The organism is Paenibacillus sp. NAIST15-1 (assembly GCF_001894745.1).
GTDB classification, from domain to species: domain Bacteria; phylum Bacillota; class Bacilli; order Paenibacillales; family Paenibacillaceae; genus Paenibacillus_B; species Paenibacillus_B suaedae.
Window position 1 is genome coordinate 58,822 of record NZ_BBYF01000017.1, and the last position, 17,169, is coordinate 75,990.

The window sequence follows — 17,169 nt, forward strand, 5'->3', positions numbered from 1 at the left end:
AATGACATGAGGCAGCTCTTTTTTTGTTGCAGTAGGACTGGGCTGTACGCGAGTCATAGTGAAGCGGACGTCGACATACGTTAACAATGACATTTCTAGGTCGGATTCACGATAACGAAGCGAATCGAATTCAATGAAATATAGGTGTTTGTGGGAAAGGAGGATTGTTTATGTCTAAGCAAGAGAAGGGAGTACTTGCTATTGGCTCGGGATCCATGCTGGATTCATTGGTTAAAACCTGGCATAAAGCGGGAAACTTCACACTGACGGTTTGCACAACTGACACGGAAACTCCCGATCATGTTGCATTTGCGGTATATCAGGAGCCTGACGAACAGGGAGGATTGACCCCAAATGTCACGATGAAACGGAGAGATCTCAAACAAGATTGGCGCAGTATTATTCGACCATACCGTTTTATCCTATACGCTGCCCAACTTGATAATTTGGCTGAATGGAGAGACCTTCAGGATGCATGTGAATTGGAGGGGAAACCCCTTCTGTCTGCGATAACCTTACGTGGGGTTGGATTAGTTGGGCCATTGTTAGATGTGGACGGAACAGCACGACCAGAAGCGGTGTGGCGGAGCCTGCACCCGACCGTGTTCCGAAGTGAGAATGAGCAACAGAGCTTCTCGTTAACGGCACTTCATATTCTTACAAATCTGGTTGTGCATGAATATCATCGGGAAGTGACAGCAGGAAGAGACGGGAATTGTAGAGATCAATGCTATATTCTTGATCCGAACAGCTTAACAGGGAGCTGGCATTCCATTCGTTCACATCTCATCGATGTTGAACGAGGGAGTAAGGCGGCTTGCCGTATATTTACAGTGGATGAAATCATCACAGCAAGTACTGAGCGAATGAATGATTCAGATTGGTATACCAGCTTCGCAGATATGACTTCCTCTTCAATTGGAATTTTTCACAAATGGGAAGAGGCGGGAATTGTGCAGCTTCCTCTCGCACAATGCATGGTTCAGCCGATTGATCCGGCATCTGAATCATTTGTCCGACTACTGCCAGCAATCATATGCAGTGGATTGACACATGAAGAGGCTCGACGTGAGTCGGGGCTTGCAGGATTGGAAGCGTATGCGGCACGTTTATTACCGTTTCTGTTCCCTGTATCGGGGAATGATCATGTGGCTGCTATCGGTGTAGGTGCTGGTTGTGAGGCAGCTGAAGCTGTTGGACGGGGAATTAGGGCATGCTTGACGAAACGGTTGCAGGATCGTATTGACCGCAGCCGACACGGAGCGAGTCAGATGATCGTATCGCGACTGCGATTTGAACATGTAGCAGACAGCCGCTGTCAGTATTATTTGCAGTCGCTAGGTATCATGGGAGTTGAGTCTATTATTGCGGTTGGGGAGCCGCTGCTAGGTTATCCGGTAGTATGGGCCTATTCGAGGGATAATTGGTATGGAAGTGTGGATGTAGATTTCACAATTGCGCTTCGCCAGGCCCTTCAGAAGGCGCTAAATCAGGTTGAGGGGCATGCGTCCGATCTATTTCTAGTTCAATGCGAAGAAGATAATTCAATGAACACGGCCGCAATCCCTCATATTTCCTATCCGTTCACATCTGCTTATTGGATAGCAACGGTGCAAAGAGTATTGGAGAAGAACAAGAAGAACGATTCGTGCTTCGAAATATATGATTTACACAGCAGTTCTTTCCTGGGTACAGAGGCATTCTTCGTATGTGGAGTGCGGCTCAGAGAGGAGGGCTCTACGTGAACACTGTCCTGGTGATTGGAGAGGGATTACTTGCGGATGTCGTATATGCACAGTTAATGGATCAATGCGATTACAACATAACAAGATTGACGAATCACAATGAAGGAATTCCAAGTACAAGTATGAGCATCGCATTGGTGCTTCAGGATCAAGAAAACCTTGGCTTGCTGTTGGAAATGAATGAGAAGCTTCAGCAATCGGGAATTCCGTGGATATCGGCTTATTTGAGTGGGGAAGAAGGGTTCGTTGGTCCAATGAACTGGCCAGGTGCATCCGGATGCTTCCAATGCGCAGACATTAGAATGTCGATAGCGGGCAGCAATACTAATGCAACTAATGACATGCTTTTGATGCTGGTTAACCCTGACTATGTCCCTCGAGTTGAATCGGACATTGAAGTGACAGGGTATCGATTTATGGCTCAGTTACTTGTTGAGGAGACATCGAAATGCGTAAACGGACACAGTCTGTGTACCGACAGTCACATTTATATGATCAACTTGCACAGCTTGAACTGTACGCGGCATTATATTCTTCCTTATGGTGCTTGTCCAGTATGCGGCCAGCTAGAAGAAGATTCGCCGGAAGCAGCGAGTATTGTGCTTAAACCATCTCCCAAGCTGGATAATAGCTATCGGTGTCGTTCCATGAATGAATTACAGGGGGTTCTGTTCAACGACTATTGGGATCGTCGATCTGGCTTATTTAACGACTTAGAGTTGCATCTTTCTTCTGTATTTGCAGATGCAGTCGTCAATCTCCCGCTCGGCTATTACGATGAGGTGACAGGGGGACGTTCCCATTCGTTCATGAACAGTCAGCTTGCTGCCATATTAGAGGGATTGGAACGTTATTGCGGCATCACACCCCGCGGTAAACGTCTAGTTGTGTTCGATAGTTACAACCAACTGAAGGAAATTGCTATGGATCCTGCTACAATTGGGCTTCATGCACAAGAACAATACGAACAGGAAGGTTTTCCGTTTGCCTCCTTTGATCCAGATACTCCTATTGAATGGGTGTGGGGTTATTCATTTTTACAGGAACGCCCCGTTCTAGTTCCTCATCTAGTAGCCTATTACAGCTTAGGGCACGAAGGGAGTTTCGTGTATGAAACCTCTAACGGCTGCGCATTAGGAGGCAGTCTGGAAGAAGCGGTGTTGTATGGCATATTTGAGGTAGTTGAACGAGATGCCTTCTTAATGACTTGGTATGCGAAGCTCCAATGCCCAAGGCTTGATCCATGTTCCTCAGGGGATGAGGAGCTGGTCCTCATGATTCAACGGATCAAGGCTGTCTTAGGATATGAGGTGTTGTTGTACAACATAACAACGGAGAATGGGATTCCGAGCATCTGGTCGATTGCTCGGGGAACACCAGAACATGAAGTGAGTGTAGTCTGTTCTGCGGGAGCTCATCTTGACCCGATACGAGCAGCTAAGAGTGCTGTCCATGAACTTGCGGGGACGATCTCCATGGTTGAAAAACGTTGGAAGGAACGTGGTTCGGAAGCACTGTCTATGTTTATGGATCCGTATGAGGTACAGCAGATGGAAGATCATACCTTGCTGTACAGTTTGCCAGAAGCAGCGGAAAGACTTCACTTTCTGTTAGAGGAGCAGCGTCCAGTCCGTTCTTTTGCCGAAGAATTCCAAACACCAGTGGTTCCGGTCAGTACAGATGTAACAGAAGAGCTGGAGGAAGTTCTTGAAGTGTTCCGTCGATTGCAATTAGACGTGATTGTTGTTGATCAATCGTCCAGCGAGACGCTACGCAATGGCCTACACTGCGTGAAAGTGCTGATTCCAGGCATGCTTCCAATGACTTTTGGCCACCATCTACGTCGATTGGAGGGGATTGACAGAGTGTTGGAAGTACCGATGAAACTTGGATATGTGGATCGCAAGCTTACACGTGAGGAACTGAACCCTTATCCGCACCCATTTCCGTAAGGGATGTTGAACGAACGGCATTCGGATTGACTCCAATGATTATTCATGATTCATGCATGAGGACGCAAAAACGAGGTGGTATTGAAATAAACATACCGGTAAAATAAGTGAATGAGAAGTTGATTCCATGAAACAGCGATTGGGATATGTTGAGCTCAATCGCTGTTTTGATCTATTTCTAAATGCTATCTGATAAGAAGCCGACCATTTCTTTTTCAAAATAGAAATAAATGATTAATAGGGATGACATTCCATAGTGAGAGAGGTATATCTATCATGCATCTATTATTTGAAAAGCTTGTGCAAGAAATTGAGTTCACGGGAAATATGAAGCAGGATATTCAACAGTTTCTAACCGCAAATCATAGCCCGGGCACTGCAGAGCATTGTATGGATGTAGGGACAGAAGCTAGAAGAATCGCGCAATTATATTATGCTGATCCGGAGAGAGCGGAATTGGCGGGATGGCTGCATGATATAAGCGCCGTATTTCCTAACGAGGAACGCATTGAGGCGGCGAGGCAGCTAGGAATTGATATACTGCCCGAAGAAGAGCAATTCCCGATGATCATCCATCAGAAGCTATCCAAGGTGATGGCCCGGGACATATTTGGCGTTCAGGATGCCGAAGTGCTGGATGCGGTGGGCTGCCATACTACGCTGCGAGCCGATGCCTCGCAGCTTGATCTTGTCCTATTTGTTGCCGACAAGATTGCATGGGATCAGCAAGGCATTCCTCCTTATATCGAGGAATTACATCATAATCTCGCAATATCGCTGGAACATGCGGCGTTTGCTTATATTCAATATTTATGGGATCGCAAGGACACACTGAAGGTCATCCACCCTTGGCTTGCAGATGCTTATGAACAATTACATGTACAATTGAATGCGGAATGAAGTTGCAATGTGGAGTGGTCTGACGCAGTAGGCGTCAGACCACTCCATTTTTCGTTAGCTGCTACCGGAAATTTGAAAGAGAAATGGGGCTCCCACTTAGTTCGAATCTAGTATAAATTGGATTATATCTTGTGGTATTGGTAGAATAAAGAATGGTTGAAGGAAGTTTTTCGATTTTACTATTGACTATCGGAATATTGAAATAGCCACCAAAGCATATTGGGAACGGCTGGAGTTGAGGGAAAGGTGGATGGAGTAACTTGAATGTATGGGATGTATTAGGGATTGAGCCAACGGAAGATGATTCTGTCATCTCAAGCGCTTATGCGAAGAAGCTGACGCTAGAGCATCCGGAAAATGACGCACAGTGGAAAGAAATGCTGCATGAAGCGTATGAAGTAGCGTTGAAGCTGGCGCGCAAAAGGTCAGCAGCAACAGAAGCTTCTAACATGAGGCTGAACGATCATGGTGAACGGTTGGAAGATCCATTTGTACATAAGACGATTGCAAGAGAAGAGGTTGCTGTGAGCACAGCTTATCCTTATGCTGCAAATCCGATTCAGGTATTTCTAGTCCGAGTATCTGAGCTGTATAGCAATTTCGCAAATCGAATCCAGCCTTCATCTTGGAAAGCCTTGTTCCAGGAGAACGCGGAATGGGATATTAAGAATCCGCAGTTACGTGATGAAATGGTGATGTTTCTTGAGGAGAAGCATTATTTTCCGATGGCGGTATGGGCCGTGCTGGAGAAGACTTTCCGTTTTCTAGAGCATGAGGAAGAATTAAGGGAACGCCATGCCGGGGAAATCATTGATTACATATTCGAACAGGTTAACGGTACAATGGAGCTGACCTATGATTGTTTCATTGATGCGGACATCGATTTTGATATTGACCGTTATCTCTACCTGCGTGAGATGGCGCAGTATATGCTTATGCAAGGAGAACTGGAAGAGGTAGGCACATATTTGAGTGAGGCCCATGAATGGTTCCAAGACGATACTGACCTAGAGCTCATACGCGGCAAATACTTCGAAGCAATCGGCGAAATGGAGCAAGCAATGGATTGCTTCAATCAAGTGATTGCGATGAAACCCGATGAGTTTGAGGGACGATGGCACCGTGCACAGCTCCTATACAAGCTTGAACAATATGAAGCTGCCTTGGCGGACTGCAACCGCTTGCTGCAGATTGAGGAGAATCAGCAAGATGCGTTGATGCTGTCCATTCATTGTTATACGCAATTAGGGCACCTGAAGGAAGCGCGTATGAAGCTCCAGCAATCCAATGACATTGACAATATTCATGACATTTTACGGTATGTTCACGGTATTAAGTTATTTAACAAATATAGATATGCCCAAGAAGTGGAAGAAAAGGGACAGAGACAAGCACGCAAACAAATTTCATCATTTCTCCTCTACTTCTATCTCCGCTTGACTTGGCTATACCTACTCATCTATGTCGGGCTTCAACTATTTATAAGCGTGCCTCTTGTCGTTACGGTAGTGTGGCTTGCAGTAATGGTGTGGAACGGTTGGAAGACGTTCAAGACTTACCGAATGATGACTACCTAGAAGGAGGGCTCCAATATGCCAAGCGAATACAATAAGCAACAAAGAAAGCAACTGGAGCTGTACTTCCGTTGTCTTTCTTCTGTATGTACGGACAGTGTGATGGGGTATCATTATATTCCGTTTGGTTTTCCATTTACGGATCGAATTCTGCGCAGAAGCTCGATGAAGAAGGCGTTTTCCGCTTGGAGCGTTACAGATAAGGAATCATTGCTCAGTCGAGTTCAGTGGCTGCTCGAAGATGGACTGCGAAAGGAGTACAAGAAGCTGCATATGAGTCTTGCTGCACGCAATGCAGTCTCTCGCAAGCGTTTTGTGGAATCCTCTGTTGATCATCCTGACCATGCCAAGGTCATAATTGTCAATGCATTTTTGCACCAGCTTCCTTCCGGGGAAATTGCGGCGTTTGGCGGGGCTTGGGCTATCTATATGTGCAATATGGGAATTACCTACGGCTACTTAACCAAGGAAGAAGCTTGGGGGTTGAAGCTTAAAGCGGCTCACCATTTGCAAAACTGTTTTAAGAGCTGGGAAGACTATCTTGCCGCTTTTGCTGCAGGCAATAGCTACTTTGCCTCGGATAGTGAAATGAAGATGCAGACTCACATTACGAGTAGAGCCTCGCTGCTGCTTGGATCGAGCACATTGGCCATGGATAAGGCGAAGTGGGGGTTAGCTTGACGATTTACTAGCAAGGTGGAATAGAAGGTGATCAGATGGCAGCTGAGGTTCATGTAGCCAGCATCCATGATTATTTTGAGCGTTATTCTGAAATGATTCATGGTGAGATGGAAAGCAGCACTTGGGAGCAGCGAGTGTTCCTTCCTCCTCACATAGGAACGGGCAGTGTGATCCGGATGCGCGTCCGTGAAGGTATGGAAATCATGGTGACCGACGTCACTTATGCGGAAGATATGAGGCTCCACATTCAGGAGGCATGCCGTCTGTTTGAACTGAGTTATTGTTTGAGCGGAGAAGTGTATTGCGAATGGGGTGGAAAAGCAAGCCATACGGAACCGCAGTCTGGCAATGTGCTGCTGTTGGAGGATGTGCAGGTATATGAGGAGAAAAAGGCAGGAATGCACCATCATATGGTCGAGGTGAGATTTTCACCGGATGAACTGTATGCCTATGCCGCTGATGCGGCCGAGAAGCAGAACATGGAGAGATTGCTTCATCGTCACCTTGGCAGTATTGACTCCTATTCGGTCACACCTGACATTCATCGATGTGTAACGGATATGCTTCGGTGCAATTATCGGGGAAAGATGAAGCGACTATACATGGAGAGCAAAGCTATCGAATTCCTCGCCTTATTCGGAGAGACTGACGAAATTCATGATCGAACAGTGAGACGAATCGTTCGACGCGATGATATCGTGAAGCTTCATGAGGCAAGGGAAATGGTAATGAACAACTATGAACAGCCCTTGTCGATACGAGAACTCTCCAAGCATGTCGGGATCAACGAATTCAAGCTGAAAGCAGGATTTCGAGAATTGTTCGGCTCAACAGTATTCGAACTGGTGCGCAAGCAGCGGATCGAGAAAGCGATATGGCATATGGAAATGGGGCATCTGAATGTAGGGGAAGCAGCCGTCGCGGTCGGGTATAGTAATGTTAGCAACTTTACGGCAGCCTTTCGCAAGCATTACGGCTGCAATCCAAGCTCGTTCCTCAAGCAGTTGGAACAGCAGGATCAAGTTCGAAGGTCGTCTTCGAATGGCGGCGACTCTTCCATTTCGCAAGGGGATCCTTTGGCCTAATGTAGGTAGAAGGGTTCTTCAATTATTTCCGCTATAGGGGCAAAGACTCCCTCTTCAGGTAGAGCATGTGAACATGATTGGCTCATAATTAGAGTATTCATGTGATTCTAACTACTGGAGGGAATCGTAATGTCTCCTATTTTGACAACTACATCACAACACACGGATGGTAATCAGCGAATAGAGGGGAATCCGAAACGATGGATTGCACTCGTTATCGTACTGCTGCCGACGCTGCTTATCTCACTGAACACTTATATGATTCAGGTTGCTCTGCCGTCGATGCAGCACAGCTTGAACGCAAGCTTCGCTGAAGCGCAGCTAATCGTTACAGGTTTCTCTCTTGGCTTGGCGGTGGCCTTGATCATCAGCGGGAAGTTGGGTGACATATACGGAAGAAAACGGCTGCTTCTTATTGGAGTGAGCGGGTTCACAATCATGGCCATGCTTGGAGGCTTGACCTCGGATCCTTCCCTGCTTATTGCCATTCGGATCGTTCAAGGCTTGGCTGCTGCGCTCATTCAGCCCCAGGTTCTTTCTACGATGCAGGTCAGCTTTCCGCCACGAGAAAAGGCAATCGCGTTCAGCATATATGGTGCAATCATTGGATTTGGATTTGCTTTTGGACTCATTTTTGGGGGCCTTATCGTGAACTGGAACCTGTTCGATCTTGGCTGGCGGATGGTGTTCTTTGTTAACGTTCCATTCGGTATGCTGGTTCTGATGCTGCTGCCAATCATTCCAGAATCGAGCGGGGAGAAACAGCCTATTGATTGGAGTGGTGCACTTCTGCTCATAAGTGGCTTATTTTTGCTTGTATATCCTTTATCGGAAGGGCAGAGGCAGGGGTGGCCGTTGTGGGTTTGGTTTTGCTTGCTGATCGGTATTGGTGTACTCATTACTTTTGTGGTATTCGAGTGTCGCACGAAGAGAAGAAACGCCTTTCCATTGGTGAATCTTGATGTATTTCGGCATGCTTCCTTTCGCGTAGGTATGTTGGCTGTGCTTGTCGTGTACCTGGGCATGTTCGCTTTCTTTTTCCTATTAAGCTACTATGTCCAATACGGCCTGCATAAGGATGTTCAAACTACAAGCATGGTGTTTCTGCCATTGGGGGTCGGGTTCTTTCTGTCCTCTCTTTTATCCTCCCGTTTCGTAGAAAAATGGGGGATAGGTACACTGAAGCTCGGCTCGATCGGCATGGCTATATGCATATTGCTGCTGATTGGTTCTATCTTGTATGACGCGAGGGCAATGCTTGATTACCGTAATCTTCTCCTATTATGGATGTACGGATTCAGTCTTGGCATGGTCACGACACCACTTGCGAATATCGTTCTGAGCACAGTTCCGAAGAAGGATGCAGGATCGGGATCAGGACTATTCACGACCTGCATGTACTTGGCGAATTCGCTAGGGGTGGCATTGATCGGTATTGTGTTTTCCGGCGTACTTGGACATGCACTCGTAGAAGCAGAGCTGTCTGATTATGTACGCGCATTTTCTGTATCAGTTGGTGCTTGCGGAGGGCTGGCATTGGCGACTTTCGTCTGTCTCTGCTTTTTACCGGATCATAGCCGGAATAACCGATTGGCAAAAGCGAAGCATACATTGTGAAAATGGAGAGAAGTAAGAGAGAAAACCATTAGAATTGGAGGAGAGCAGGGCATGAGTATGGTCACGCTGCATCAGGTCGAGTACGAGCAAAAATCTACGCTTCGCAATTTGCTGGAGCTGTATAAATATGATTTCAGTGAATACGATCCTGAGGACGTCAACGAGAACGGTCTATATGAATATATGTATCTGGATCATTACTGGACAGAGGAAGGGAGATATCCTTTCTTCATTCGAGTGAATGGGAAGCTTGCGGGATTAGCGCTCGTAAGGAAGTTGGGAACGGATGACGACAAGAGAACGGTTTATTCGATGGCGGAATTTTTCGTAATGAAAAAGTATCGGCAATCGGGAGTAGGAAAGTATGCGGCAACAGCTTTGTTCGATCAGTTTCAGGGGAATTGGAAAGTTGGCCAGATTGACGAGAACGTACCTTCGCAGCATTTTTGGAGAAAGGTAATTGCAGCCTACACAAACGATAACTATGAAGAGATTCGGGAAAACGGCTGGGACGGCCCGATCCAATGCTTCTCCACTGAGCTTCAGTAGAAGAGAGTTTCAATAATCGTTGTCCGAAAAAAATATTTTTAAATAACGACATCAATTTTACGCCCCGCTTGTGGCTTCTGGATCGCTGCATACACCAGTAGCTTTTTTAGTGGGGAAGTGTGAAGTGAACAGATGAGCATGCAAATGAAAAAGCCCGCTTGACGAACGGCTGATATGCACGAGCCATTTGTCTGAGCGGGCTATTTGTTAGTTATGTTTTATTTAAAGCACCTAAGCACCTGTTTAAATTAACAATCCGCCTCTTTCTTTATGCCGCGCAATGAGTACCTCACTAGTTACGCAAGTGATACCATCAATCGCTTGAAGCATTCTCAAGCACTGCTCAGCATGCTCCGGATCATCCAGCAGTGCATGGACATGCAGATGCGGCTTGCCGCTCATTTGATACACGTTCGTAATCTCCTCAGCTAATCTTAGCTGTTCTACGACATGCTGCAGCTTCACCCAATCCACTTCAATATCGAAATACATCGACAAGGTTTTGCCCGCCTTGAGCGGATTCACGACAATGGTGAACCGATCAATAATCCCATCCTCCATCAATTGATGGATTCGTTCGCGAACAGCCGCTCGGGTCAAGTTGACCATTCGTCCAAGCTCCGCATTGCTTAAGCGTCCATTCTCGGATAACAGCTGCAAAATCCGTGTATCGATTTCGTCTAAATTACGGAACTGCATTTGATCAACCCTTTCGACTTGTACTTGTCCTATTAAGCCCATTATAGCACATACAATGTAAAGTTAATGATGTAATCTATTGATCGAATGTATAAAAAAGTGTATACATATGTATGAGGAAGAACATGGCGCGGAAGGGGAGAGGATGTTGTCTTTACTAGCGATTGAAATACTGTTGATCTCCGTGTTGGCTGGAATCGTCGGGGCAGTGCTTGGTCTGGGTGGAGGGATTATAGTTACGCCAGCATTGACCTTATTGTTCGGTGTTGATATTAAGACGGCGATTGGCGCAAGTATTATTTCGGTCATTGCAACCTCAAGCGGGGCAGCGATCGCTTATATCCGAGATCGGATTACGAATGTGCGAGTAGGCATGTTCTTGGAGGTTGCAACAACGGTGGGAGCGATAACCGGTGCATTTCTAGGCGGAATCATGGCGCCTACGGTACTGTATATTATCTTCGGTCTGCTGCTGCTATACTCGGCGGGGACTATGCTTAAGAAGCGGAATGATGAACTGCCGAAGGATGTACATATGCATCCGGTTGCGGAGAAGCTGCGCTTGCAAGGCGAGTATTATGATAAGGCTTTGGATCAAACGGTTGCGTATAAGGTGGACAATGTATACAGCGGATTCGGCGTCATGTACGGGGCAGGGGTCATATCGGGTCTGCTTGGAATTGGCAGCGGCAGCTTCAAAGTGATGGCGATGGATGTCTTCATGAAGCTCCCGCTTAAGGTATCGAGTGCGACGAGCAACTTCATGATGGGCGTTACGGGCGCGGCAAGCGCGGGGGTCTATCTGTTCCGTGGTGACATTGATCCGGCAATCTCGGCACCGGTGGCGCTGGGTGTTCTTATGGGGGCAACGGCTGGCGCGAGAATCATGCAGAAGATGAAGAGCAAGACGATTCGCAAATGGTTTATTCCGGTATTAGCTTATGTGGCCATTCAGATGATTGTACAGGGATTGGGGGGACTTCTATGAGTGAGCTTGGGCGAGAAGGCAGCGTACAGCAGTCCGAGATCGAACAAATGCGCAATGACAAATCGGAAGCGGTAGAGATTGTTGTCAGCAAGTGGCTTCGGGTAGGGGTACTGGCTAGTGCAGCGGTGATCCTTGCTGGCTTGCTGCTGTTCCTCATTTCTGGAGACAGTGGATATCCTGAGCAGACCTTTCCAACCAGTCTGGCAGGAATTTATGCGGGTCTATTATCAATGAAGTCATATGCGATTATCCTGACAGGACTGCTTATGCTCATTGCTACACCAGTACTGCGGGTCTTTATCTCTATTTTTGTTTTTCTGCATGAACAAGATTATTTGTATGTAGGAATAACAATAATAGTGTTCTTGATCTTAGTCGCCAGCTTTTTCATTGGAAGTGCAGGGTGATCTATTGTGTTAGGAGTGCCTGAACAGAGAAAAGTGTCAATAATATTCGCCAGGAAATACCTGTTCATCCACTTGGATTCATGTATACTAAAATAGAATATGTATCCAAATGAAGAGAGCATTGAGTGGAAACTTGATGTTCTCTTTTCGTCTCATTTACTAGATAGGAGTGGTAGCCATGTCTATGCTGCAAGTATTAGATAAGGGGTATGTCCGGTTAGTCAACACGATGGGTTCGGATTTGACGGTTGTCAACTCCGCACGGGTATCCTATGCCAAGGAATCGATGGAGCTAAGTGAACGGGATATTCGATTGATTCAATTTCTGGCTAGAGAAGGACATACCTCGCCATTTCGACATGTCATGCTGCAGTTCGAAGTGTACGCGCCGCTTATGGTTGCTAGACAGTGGTGGAAGTATGTCATAGGTTCTTCCCATATGGAAGGCACAGGCGACAGCTTGGAGGCTTGGAATGAATCGAGTCGTAGATATATCACTGAAGATCCTACCTTCTACATACCGTCTCAGGGGGAATGGAGAAGCAAGCCTGAGAATTCGAAGCAGGGCAGTGGAGACATTGTATCCTGGGAAATCGGGCAGAAGCACACGGACGAGCTGATGAACTACATCGAGCTTGGCGTTGCCAAGTATGAAGCGGCACTAGAAGATGGCATATGCGCGGAGCAAGCTAGATTATTTCTGCCTTCCTATGGCATGTATGTGCGCTGGTATTGGACAGCCTCCCTGCAATCGGTAGCTCACTTCTTGAATCAACGCCTGGAGCATGATGCTCAGAAGGAAATTCAATCTTACGCGAAGGCGATATTGGAGCTTAGCAGACCTATTTTCCCACATTCCTTGCAAGAGCTCTTGAAGCAGGATATTGGGGAGTAAATGCAGGTAACAAGTGCATGTATATGGTCTTGAGGAGAGTATGCAATGGACGCAGCCATATTGGTATTCGGCTACTCCAATATGGTGCGTCCATTCTCATTTTCTATGAAATGCTTTACTTATAGACCTTTAGATTTATTGCCCGCTGGTAGTAAGCGTCGTTCCACGCTCTCGTACATATCAAGCAAGCGAGATAGCCAAGCAAATCTAGTGGATGACCAGAACACGAGCACTGCTGAGAAGATCCCGATCATTGCGCCCACTGCAATATCTACAGGATAATGTACGCCAACCCATACACGAGATAACGCTACACAACCCGCCAGCACAAGCCACAACCAGCCCCAGCCTGTTTTTTTGCGCATCAGCCAGAACGACGCACAGATGGAGAAAAACAATATCGTATGATCACTGGGAAATGAATTGTTGATGCTGTGATCGATTAATTTACTAACATGCGGGAGTTCCGCAAATGGTTGATGATGCGAATGGAACATTCCAACCGCTTTGCCAAGGAGCTCTGCGAGAATGAATGCAAATCCGCCTTGCAACACCATCATGCGATTGGCTGTTGTACGAGTGAACCAAAATAACAGCATGCTAGCTGCTAACAGATAGATCGTATATTCCGCAATGAATACGACAGATGGATTTAGAAAGGAGAGCTGCTTGCCTAAGTCGTTAATTCCACGAAACATTTCAATATTTAATTGGGGTAATGACACGTATGTTCTTCCTCCTTGTGACCTATATCAATTAGATCTAGTATTTATTCCATATGCTTAGTATAGGGAGAGGGCTTTAATTGCTCCTTAATAAATTCTTAATATTACATAAAAATCTGATCAGAATCAGCTGGTTATTTATGGGTTATCGCGTATTTGCTAATATGAACCGAATGGGGAACACGATTGTTATGATTCCTATGTTGAAATAGGAGGCTGTCAAAATGGACTTCAATCTTTTGTGTCACTATTATGAAGCCGCAAGAGGGCCATTTCACAATTTGTCTGCACTGTCTATTGAAGAAGCGAACAGCATCTTGTCCGAGTTAAGAGAGAATGGAAGAGGCTTTGCAAGCAAACGATCTGAAGATTACATGCAAATTCGGCGTCAATTAGAGAATCAGGCAAGAATGATGTTTGTAGAGCAAGGCGGCAATCCTCGGACGCTATATCCTCACTATATGACATTAGGGCAATGCCACTGGCTGCTGGAGTGGTATGAAGAGGGAAGAGAATTACAAATCTATATTGATGATTTCGACGCAAGTACCATTAGTTTTACTTATGGAGACTTATTTCCTACGATGCGAGTTGAGGACAGGAAGCCATATCGCAAAAAGGTATATACCCGAGATGCTATTCAACAGGTAGTTGAACAGTTTGGCTGGCCACAGCAATGGAACGCGCACGGTCATTATGGCCCTGAGCGATATATTGAAGTTCAAATATGGGATGATCGGGTCATAGAACGATACAGAAACAAATGGATAAATACTGAACATGCAGACAACCACGATTTTGAGGGGAGAACAATGGCATGAGTGTAGCATCGCTTATTACTTTGCAGCCAAAGTGATCGAGGGGAAGCTATGTATTCAGGCTGGCCGAGCTAATTTATGACATGGCTTGGAATGATAAAGGAAAATTGTGAATATTGAAGATGGCCTATGAGGAAGATGTGACATCTTCATTCAAATGCTGGAGACGAGAATGAGGGAAATATCAGAGCCATAAGGTGTCTCTTAGGAGGATTATTGTGACAAGGCATATTAATCCCCCAATAAGACGATAACAAATCTACGTATCTTTCGTTACGTAATAAGTTTGCAAGAACATAGAGATTTCGTCGTTAATAGTAACTAAATCCGAATCTGAAGGGAAATGCCCCATATCGTATGATTTGATTGCGATCAGATTCGGGATGATTGCGCGTGCTGCTTGATTGAGCTGCTGATCAGGGAAAAATATGTCCTTTCGGCCTGTAATGAGAAGAGTCGGCGTATGGAAATGCTGGAGTTCCTCTTTTTCTGTAAGTTTAGGCATATTTTGCTCAAGTTTCACATATCGAAAAATGTCTCCAATAATTTTCTTGTCTATTGCCTTCATCGTATTGTCAGACATGGCATTGGTTAGCTTATCAAGGTATCTATCTGAGGAAGTTGCATGGAACAGAAGCAGTGGCAAAAGGATGTCCTTGATCATTTTGAGCTTCGATCCTAAGCGTATCCCTGCTGGTGACACAAGCACGGCGCAGTCTATTTTATGCGGCATATAGGCGGCTAGTCTTAATATGATTCCTGCTCCAAAAGAGGGGCCTATAAATCCGCATTTCTCGATGTCAAGGCCGTTCATGAGTTCTTCAAGCCATAGAGGGAAACTATTATCCTTAGCTGACACTCGAGTTTCTGCACTAAACCCAGGATGACCAATCGTATCGGGCGCATAAATTCGATACTGGCTCGTTAATGGAGAAAACCAAGACAATGTCATTGGGTTGATGCAATTTCCCCCTTGTAATAGGAACAACGGCTTTCCATCAGTGGGTCCCACAGCTAATAGATGAGTTGAGCCAAAGCTTGTATTCAGATACATACGCTCCACAGGAAACCGCAAAGCTTGTATATAGCTTTCATAATGATTCGCAATCAAACTTTTACCCTTTTCGCTTTTATAAATCGTTACTATGCTGCTCATCGAACGCCTCCTCCGTACTTAGCACCATCCTATAGTTACGTTACATATCGAAATTGGATGCAGATGGGGCGAAAAGTTTAATTCTCAAATTGAAGATGTGACGAGGCTGATCTTTGTCAGGTTGAAGACGTAGGTGGTTGCTCGCCATTTGAAAAAAGAAGGAGTGTTGGTTGATGGGACGTGTCTCTAGAAGTGGGTTTGTCTTTCGGACAGTGTGGCTTGTAATACTTCTCATTCTGCTTCAAGGCTGTACATCCAAGTCTGGCCCTGAGTATTTGGAAATAAAGGGATTGAATCAGGATGAACAAGAGATTGTACAGCTCATCAACAAACGAATGCAATATTTGCATGAGGGCAATGCGGAGGAATATATGAAGCTATTCGCACCGAATAGTCCGATAACAGGCATGCCGACCTACCAATTGAAGGCGGTGAAGCTGCACACTCCCATCCATATTCAGGAGCAGAAAAAGGGATATCAAGTTCTTCTCCTAGCTGATGATATGCTGACCAACGATGATTTTTTCACATCACAGTACGTATTTATCAAAGGGAAAGATCCCGACTCGAAATGGTTAATTTACGATATTGACTAAATGAATCCGAAAGGATATCTGATATGAAGAGATTGATGCAGGGCATAATTCTAATCGGTTTGTGTTCGCTACTTTTTAGTATACAGGTAAGAGAGGTAAGTGCTACTAGCTGGGTCTACTTAGAACCAGACAAGGTGATGGAACGGGCGTCTGTTATTGTGCAAGGGACGTACAATTTTAAGAGACAACAAGCAGGCAGCAGACAGGAAAGCATATAAATATCGACTCTATCCTAACAGAGACCAGCGGAACTTTTTCGAAAAAACCTTTGGATGTGTGCGTTTTGTGTATAACAAAATGCTTGCTGACAAAATCAGTTCTTTTAAAAAATCTATGTTCGTTTGCGATATTTTACCCCAGGGCATGAGATGAATCTATGCGGCCATGCAACTACAGCGTCGTTGTATTGTTTACATTCGAAAGGCTATTTTGGAGAAAAGAAAAGCATTAACATCGAAACGAAGGCAGGTATCTTACCGATTGAATTCACGATCCTTGATGGACGACTGTACATCAAAATGAAGCAGAACCGTTCACAGTTTATTCCTTTTCAAGGAGATATCGCGCGATTAGCGGAGTCAATCGGATTGCAGGTAGACGATATCGATCTGACCACACCAATAAAGTGTATATTAATGGAATGTGATAAGCGCCCTTACAAGACACCTGACCCGACTGAAATCACGTTTTTTAGTTGGGTTATTTCATTCTAGGGGAGACTCCATAATAAGGTTCTCAGTAAATCGAATCTTTAATAATGATTGGAAGAAAAAGAAGCATAG

The 17,169-nt window shown here is 45.5% G+C and carries 17 protein-coding genes and 1 pseudogene; 15 read left to right on the forward strand and 3 right to left on the reverse strand.

What is annotated here, in order from left to right; translation table 11 throughout:
- Positions 1-170 precede the first annotated feature (170 nt).
- From PBN151_RS24745 to PBN151_RS24780, 8 genes are all read left to right on the forward strand, one after another.
- Positions 171-1,745 carry a hypothetical protein gene (locus PBN151_RS24745; RefSeq protein WP_072731158.1) on the forward strand — a complete coding sequence of 525 codons (1,575 nt, stop codon included), beginning with the start codon at positions 171-173 and terminating at the stop codon, positions 1,743-1,745.
- Positions 1,742-3,697, forward strand: a complete 1,956-nt coding sequence (locus PBN151_RS24750) for a TOMM precursor leader peptide-binding protein (RefSeq protein WP_072731160.1) — start codon at positions 1,742-1,744, stop codon at positions 3,695-3,697. Before PBN151_RS24745 ends, PBN151_RS24750 begins: the two co-directional genes overlap by 4 nt.
- A 276-nt stretch (positions 3,698-3,973) precedes the next feature.
- Positions 3,974-4,597 (forward strand): bis(5'-nucleosyl)-tetraphosphatase (symmetrical) YqeK, encoded by a 624-nt coding sequence (yqeK, locus tag PBN151_RS24755; RefSeq protein ID WP_072731161.1) that lies wholly within the window; start codon positions 3,974-3,976, stop codon positions 4,595-4,597.
- 260 nt (positions 4,598-4,857) lie between these two features.
- Positions 4,858-6,174 carry a hypothetical protein gene (locus PBN151_RS24760; RefSeq protein WP_072731163.1) on the forward strand — a complete coding sequence of 439 codons (1,317 nt, stop codon included), beginning with the start codon at positions 4,858-4,860 and terminating at the stop codon, positions 6,172-6,174.
- A 15-nt stretch (positions 6,175-6,189) separates the two neighbouring features.
- On the forward strand, positions 6,190-6,852 hold the full coding sequence (locus PBN151_RS24765) for a DUF1266 domain-containing protein (protein WP_072731164.1): 663 nt from the start codon (positions 6,190-6,192) through the stop codon (positions 6,850-6,852).
- Between the two features lie 35 nt (positions 6,853-6,887).
- The gene (locus tag PBN151_RS24770) at positions 6,888-7,937 is read left to right on the forward strand and encodes a helix-turn-helix transcriptional regulator (RefSeq protein ID WP_072731166.1); all 1,050 of its coding nucleotides are present in this window, start codon (positions 6,888-6,890) and stop codon (positions 7,935-7,937) included.
- A 129-nt stretch (positions 7,938-8,066) separates the two neighbouring features.
- Positions 8,067-9,554, forward strand: coding sequence for an MFS transporter (locus PBN151_RS24775; RefSeq protein WP_072731168.1), 1,488 nt, complete (start codon positions 8,067-8,069; stop codon positions 9,552-9,554).
- Between the two features lie 51 nt (positions 9,555-9,605).
- Positions 9,606-10,103 (forward strand): GNAT family N-acetyltransferase, encoded by a 498-nt coding sequence (locus tag PBN151_RS24780; protein WP_072731169.1) that lies wholly within the window; start codon positions 9,606-9,608, stop codon positions 10,101-10,103.
- Between the two features lie 243 nt (positions 10,104-10,346).
- On the opposite strand, the gene PBN151_RS24785 is transcribed toward PBN151_RS24780, so the two are convergent.
- Positions 10,347-10,802, reverse strand: a complete 456-nt coding sequence (locus tag PBN151_RS24785) for an Lrp/AsnC family transcriptional regulator (RefSeq protein WP_072731171.1) — start codon at positions 10,800-10,802, stop codon at positions 10,347-10,349.
- A gap of 145 nt (positions 10,803-10,947) precedes the next feature.
- On the opposite strand from PBN151_RS24785, the gene PBN151_RS24790 reads away from it, so the two are divergent.
- From PBN151_RS24790 to thyX, 3 genes are all read left to right on the forward strand, one after another.
- The gene (locus PBN151_RS24790; RefSeq protein ID WP_370510454.1) at positions 10,948-11,790 is read left to right on the forward strand and encodes a sulfite exporter TauE/SafE family protein; all 843 of its coding nucleotides are present in this window, start codon (positions 10,948-10,950) and stop codon (positions 11,788-11,790) included.
- Positions 11,787-12,197 carry a DUF1634 domain-containing protein gene (locus PBN151_RS24795; protein ID WP_083545320.1) on the forward strand — a complete coding sequence of 137 codons (411 nt, stop codon included), beginning with the start codon at positions 11,787-11,789 and terminating at the stop codon, positions 12,195-12,197. Before PBN151_RS24790 ends, PBN151_RS24795 begins: the two co-directional genes overlap by 4 nt.
- 178 nt (positions 12,198-12,375) lie before the next feature.
- Complete coding sequence (thyX, locus tag PBN151_RS24800) at positions 12,376-13,092, forward strand: FAD-dependent thymidylate synthase (RefSeq protein WP_072731175.1); 717 nt, start codon at positions 12,376-12,378, stop codon at positions 13,090-13,092.
- A 119-nt stretch (positions 13,093-13,211) separates the two neighbouring features.
- On the opposite strand, the gene PBN151_RS24805 is transcribed toward thyX, so the two are convergent.
- Positions 13,212-13,817, reverse strand: coding sequence for an undecaprenyl-diphosphatase (locus PBN151_RS24805; protein ID WP_072731177.1), 606 nt, complete (start codon positions 13,815-13,817; stop codon positions 13,212-13,214).
- A 224-nt stretch (positions 13,818-14,041) separates the two neighbouring features.
- Between PBN151_RS24805 and PBN151_RS24810 the strand changes: the two genes are divergently transcribed.
- Positions 14,042-14,638, forward strand: a complete 597-nt coding sequence (locus PBN151_RS24810) for a hypothetical protein (protein WP_072731178.1) — start codon at positions 14,042-14,044, stop codon at positions 14,636-14,638.
- A 256-nt stretch (positions 14,639-14,894) separates the two neighbouring features.
- Here the strand turns inward: PBN151_RS24810 and PBN151_RS24815 are convergent, their stop codons facing one another.
- Entirely contained in the window at positions 14,895-15,791 is an 897-nt protein-coding gene (locus PBN151_RS24815) for an alpha/beta fold hydrolase (protein ID WP_072731179.1), read from the reverse strand.
- Positions 15,792-15,964: 173 nt separating this feature from the next.
- On the opposite strand from PBN151_RS24815, the gene PBN151_RS24820 reads away from it, so the two are divergent.
- From PBN151_RS24820 to PBN151_RS24835, 3 genes and pseudogenes are all read left to right on the forward strand, one after another.
- Complete coding sequence (locus PBN151_RS24820; RefSeq protein ID WP_072731181.1) at positions 15,965-16,387, forward strand: hypothetical protein; 423 nt, start codon at positions 15,965-15,967, stop codon at positions 16,385-16,387.
- A gap of 174 nt (positions 16,388-16,561) precedes the next feature.
- Positions 16,562-16,720, forward strand: a pseudogene (locus PBN151_RS24830) (helix-turn-helix domain-containing protein); the annotation flags it as partial.
- An 8-nt stretch (positions 16,721-16,728) separates the two neighbouring features.
- The gene (locus tag PBN151_RS24835) at positions 16,729-17,100 is read left to right on the forward strand and encodes a PhzF family phenazine biosynthesis protein (protein WP_227775063.1); all 372 of its coding nucleotides are present in this window, start codon (positions 16,729-16,731) and stop codon (positions 17,098-17,100) included.
- The last annotated feature ends 69 nt before the right edge of the window (positions 17,101-17,169 follow it).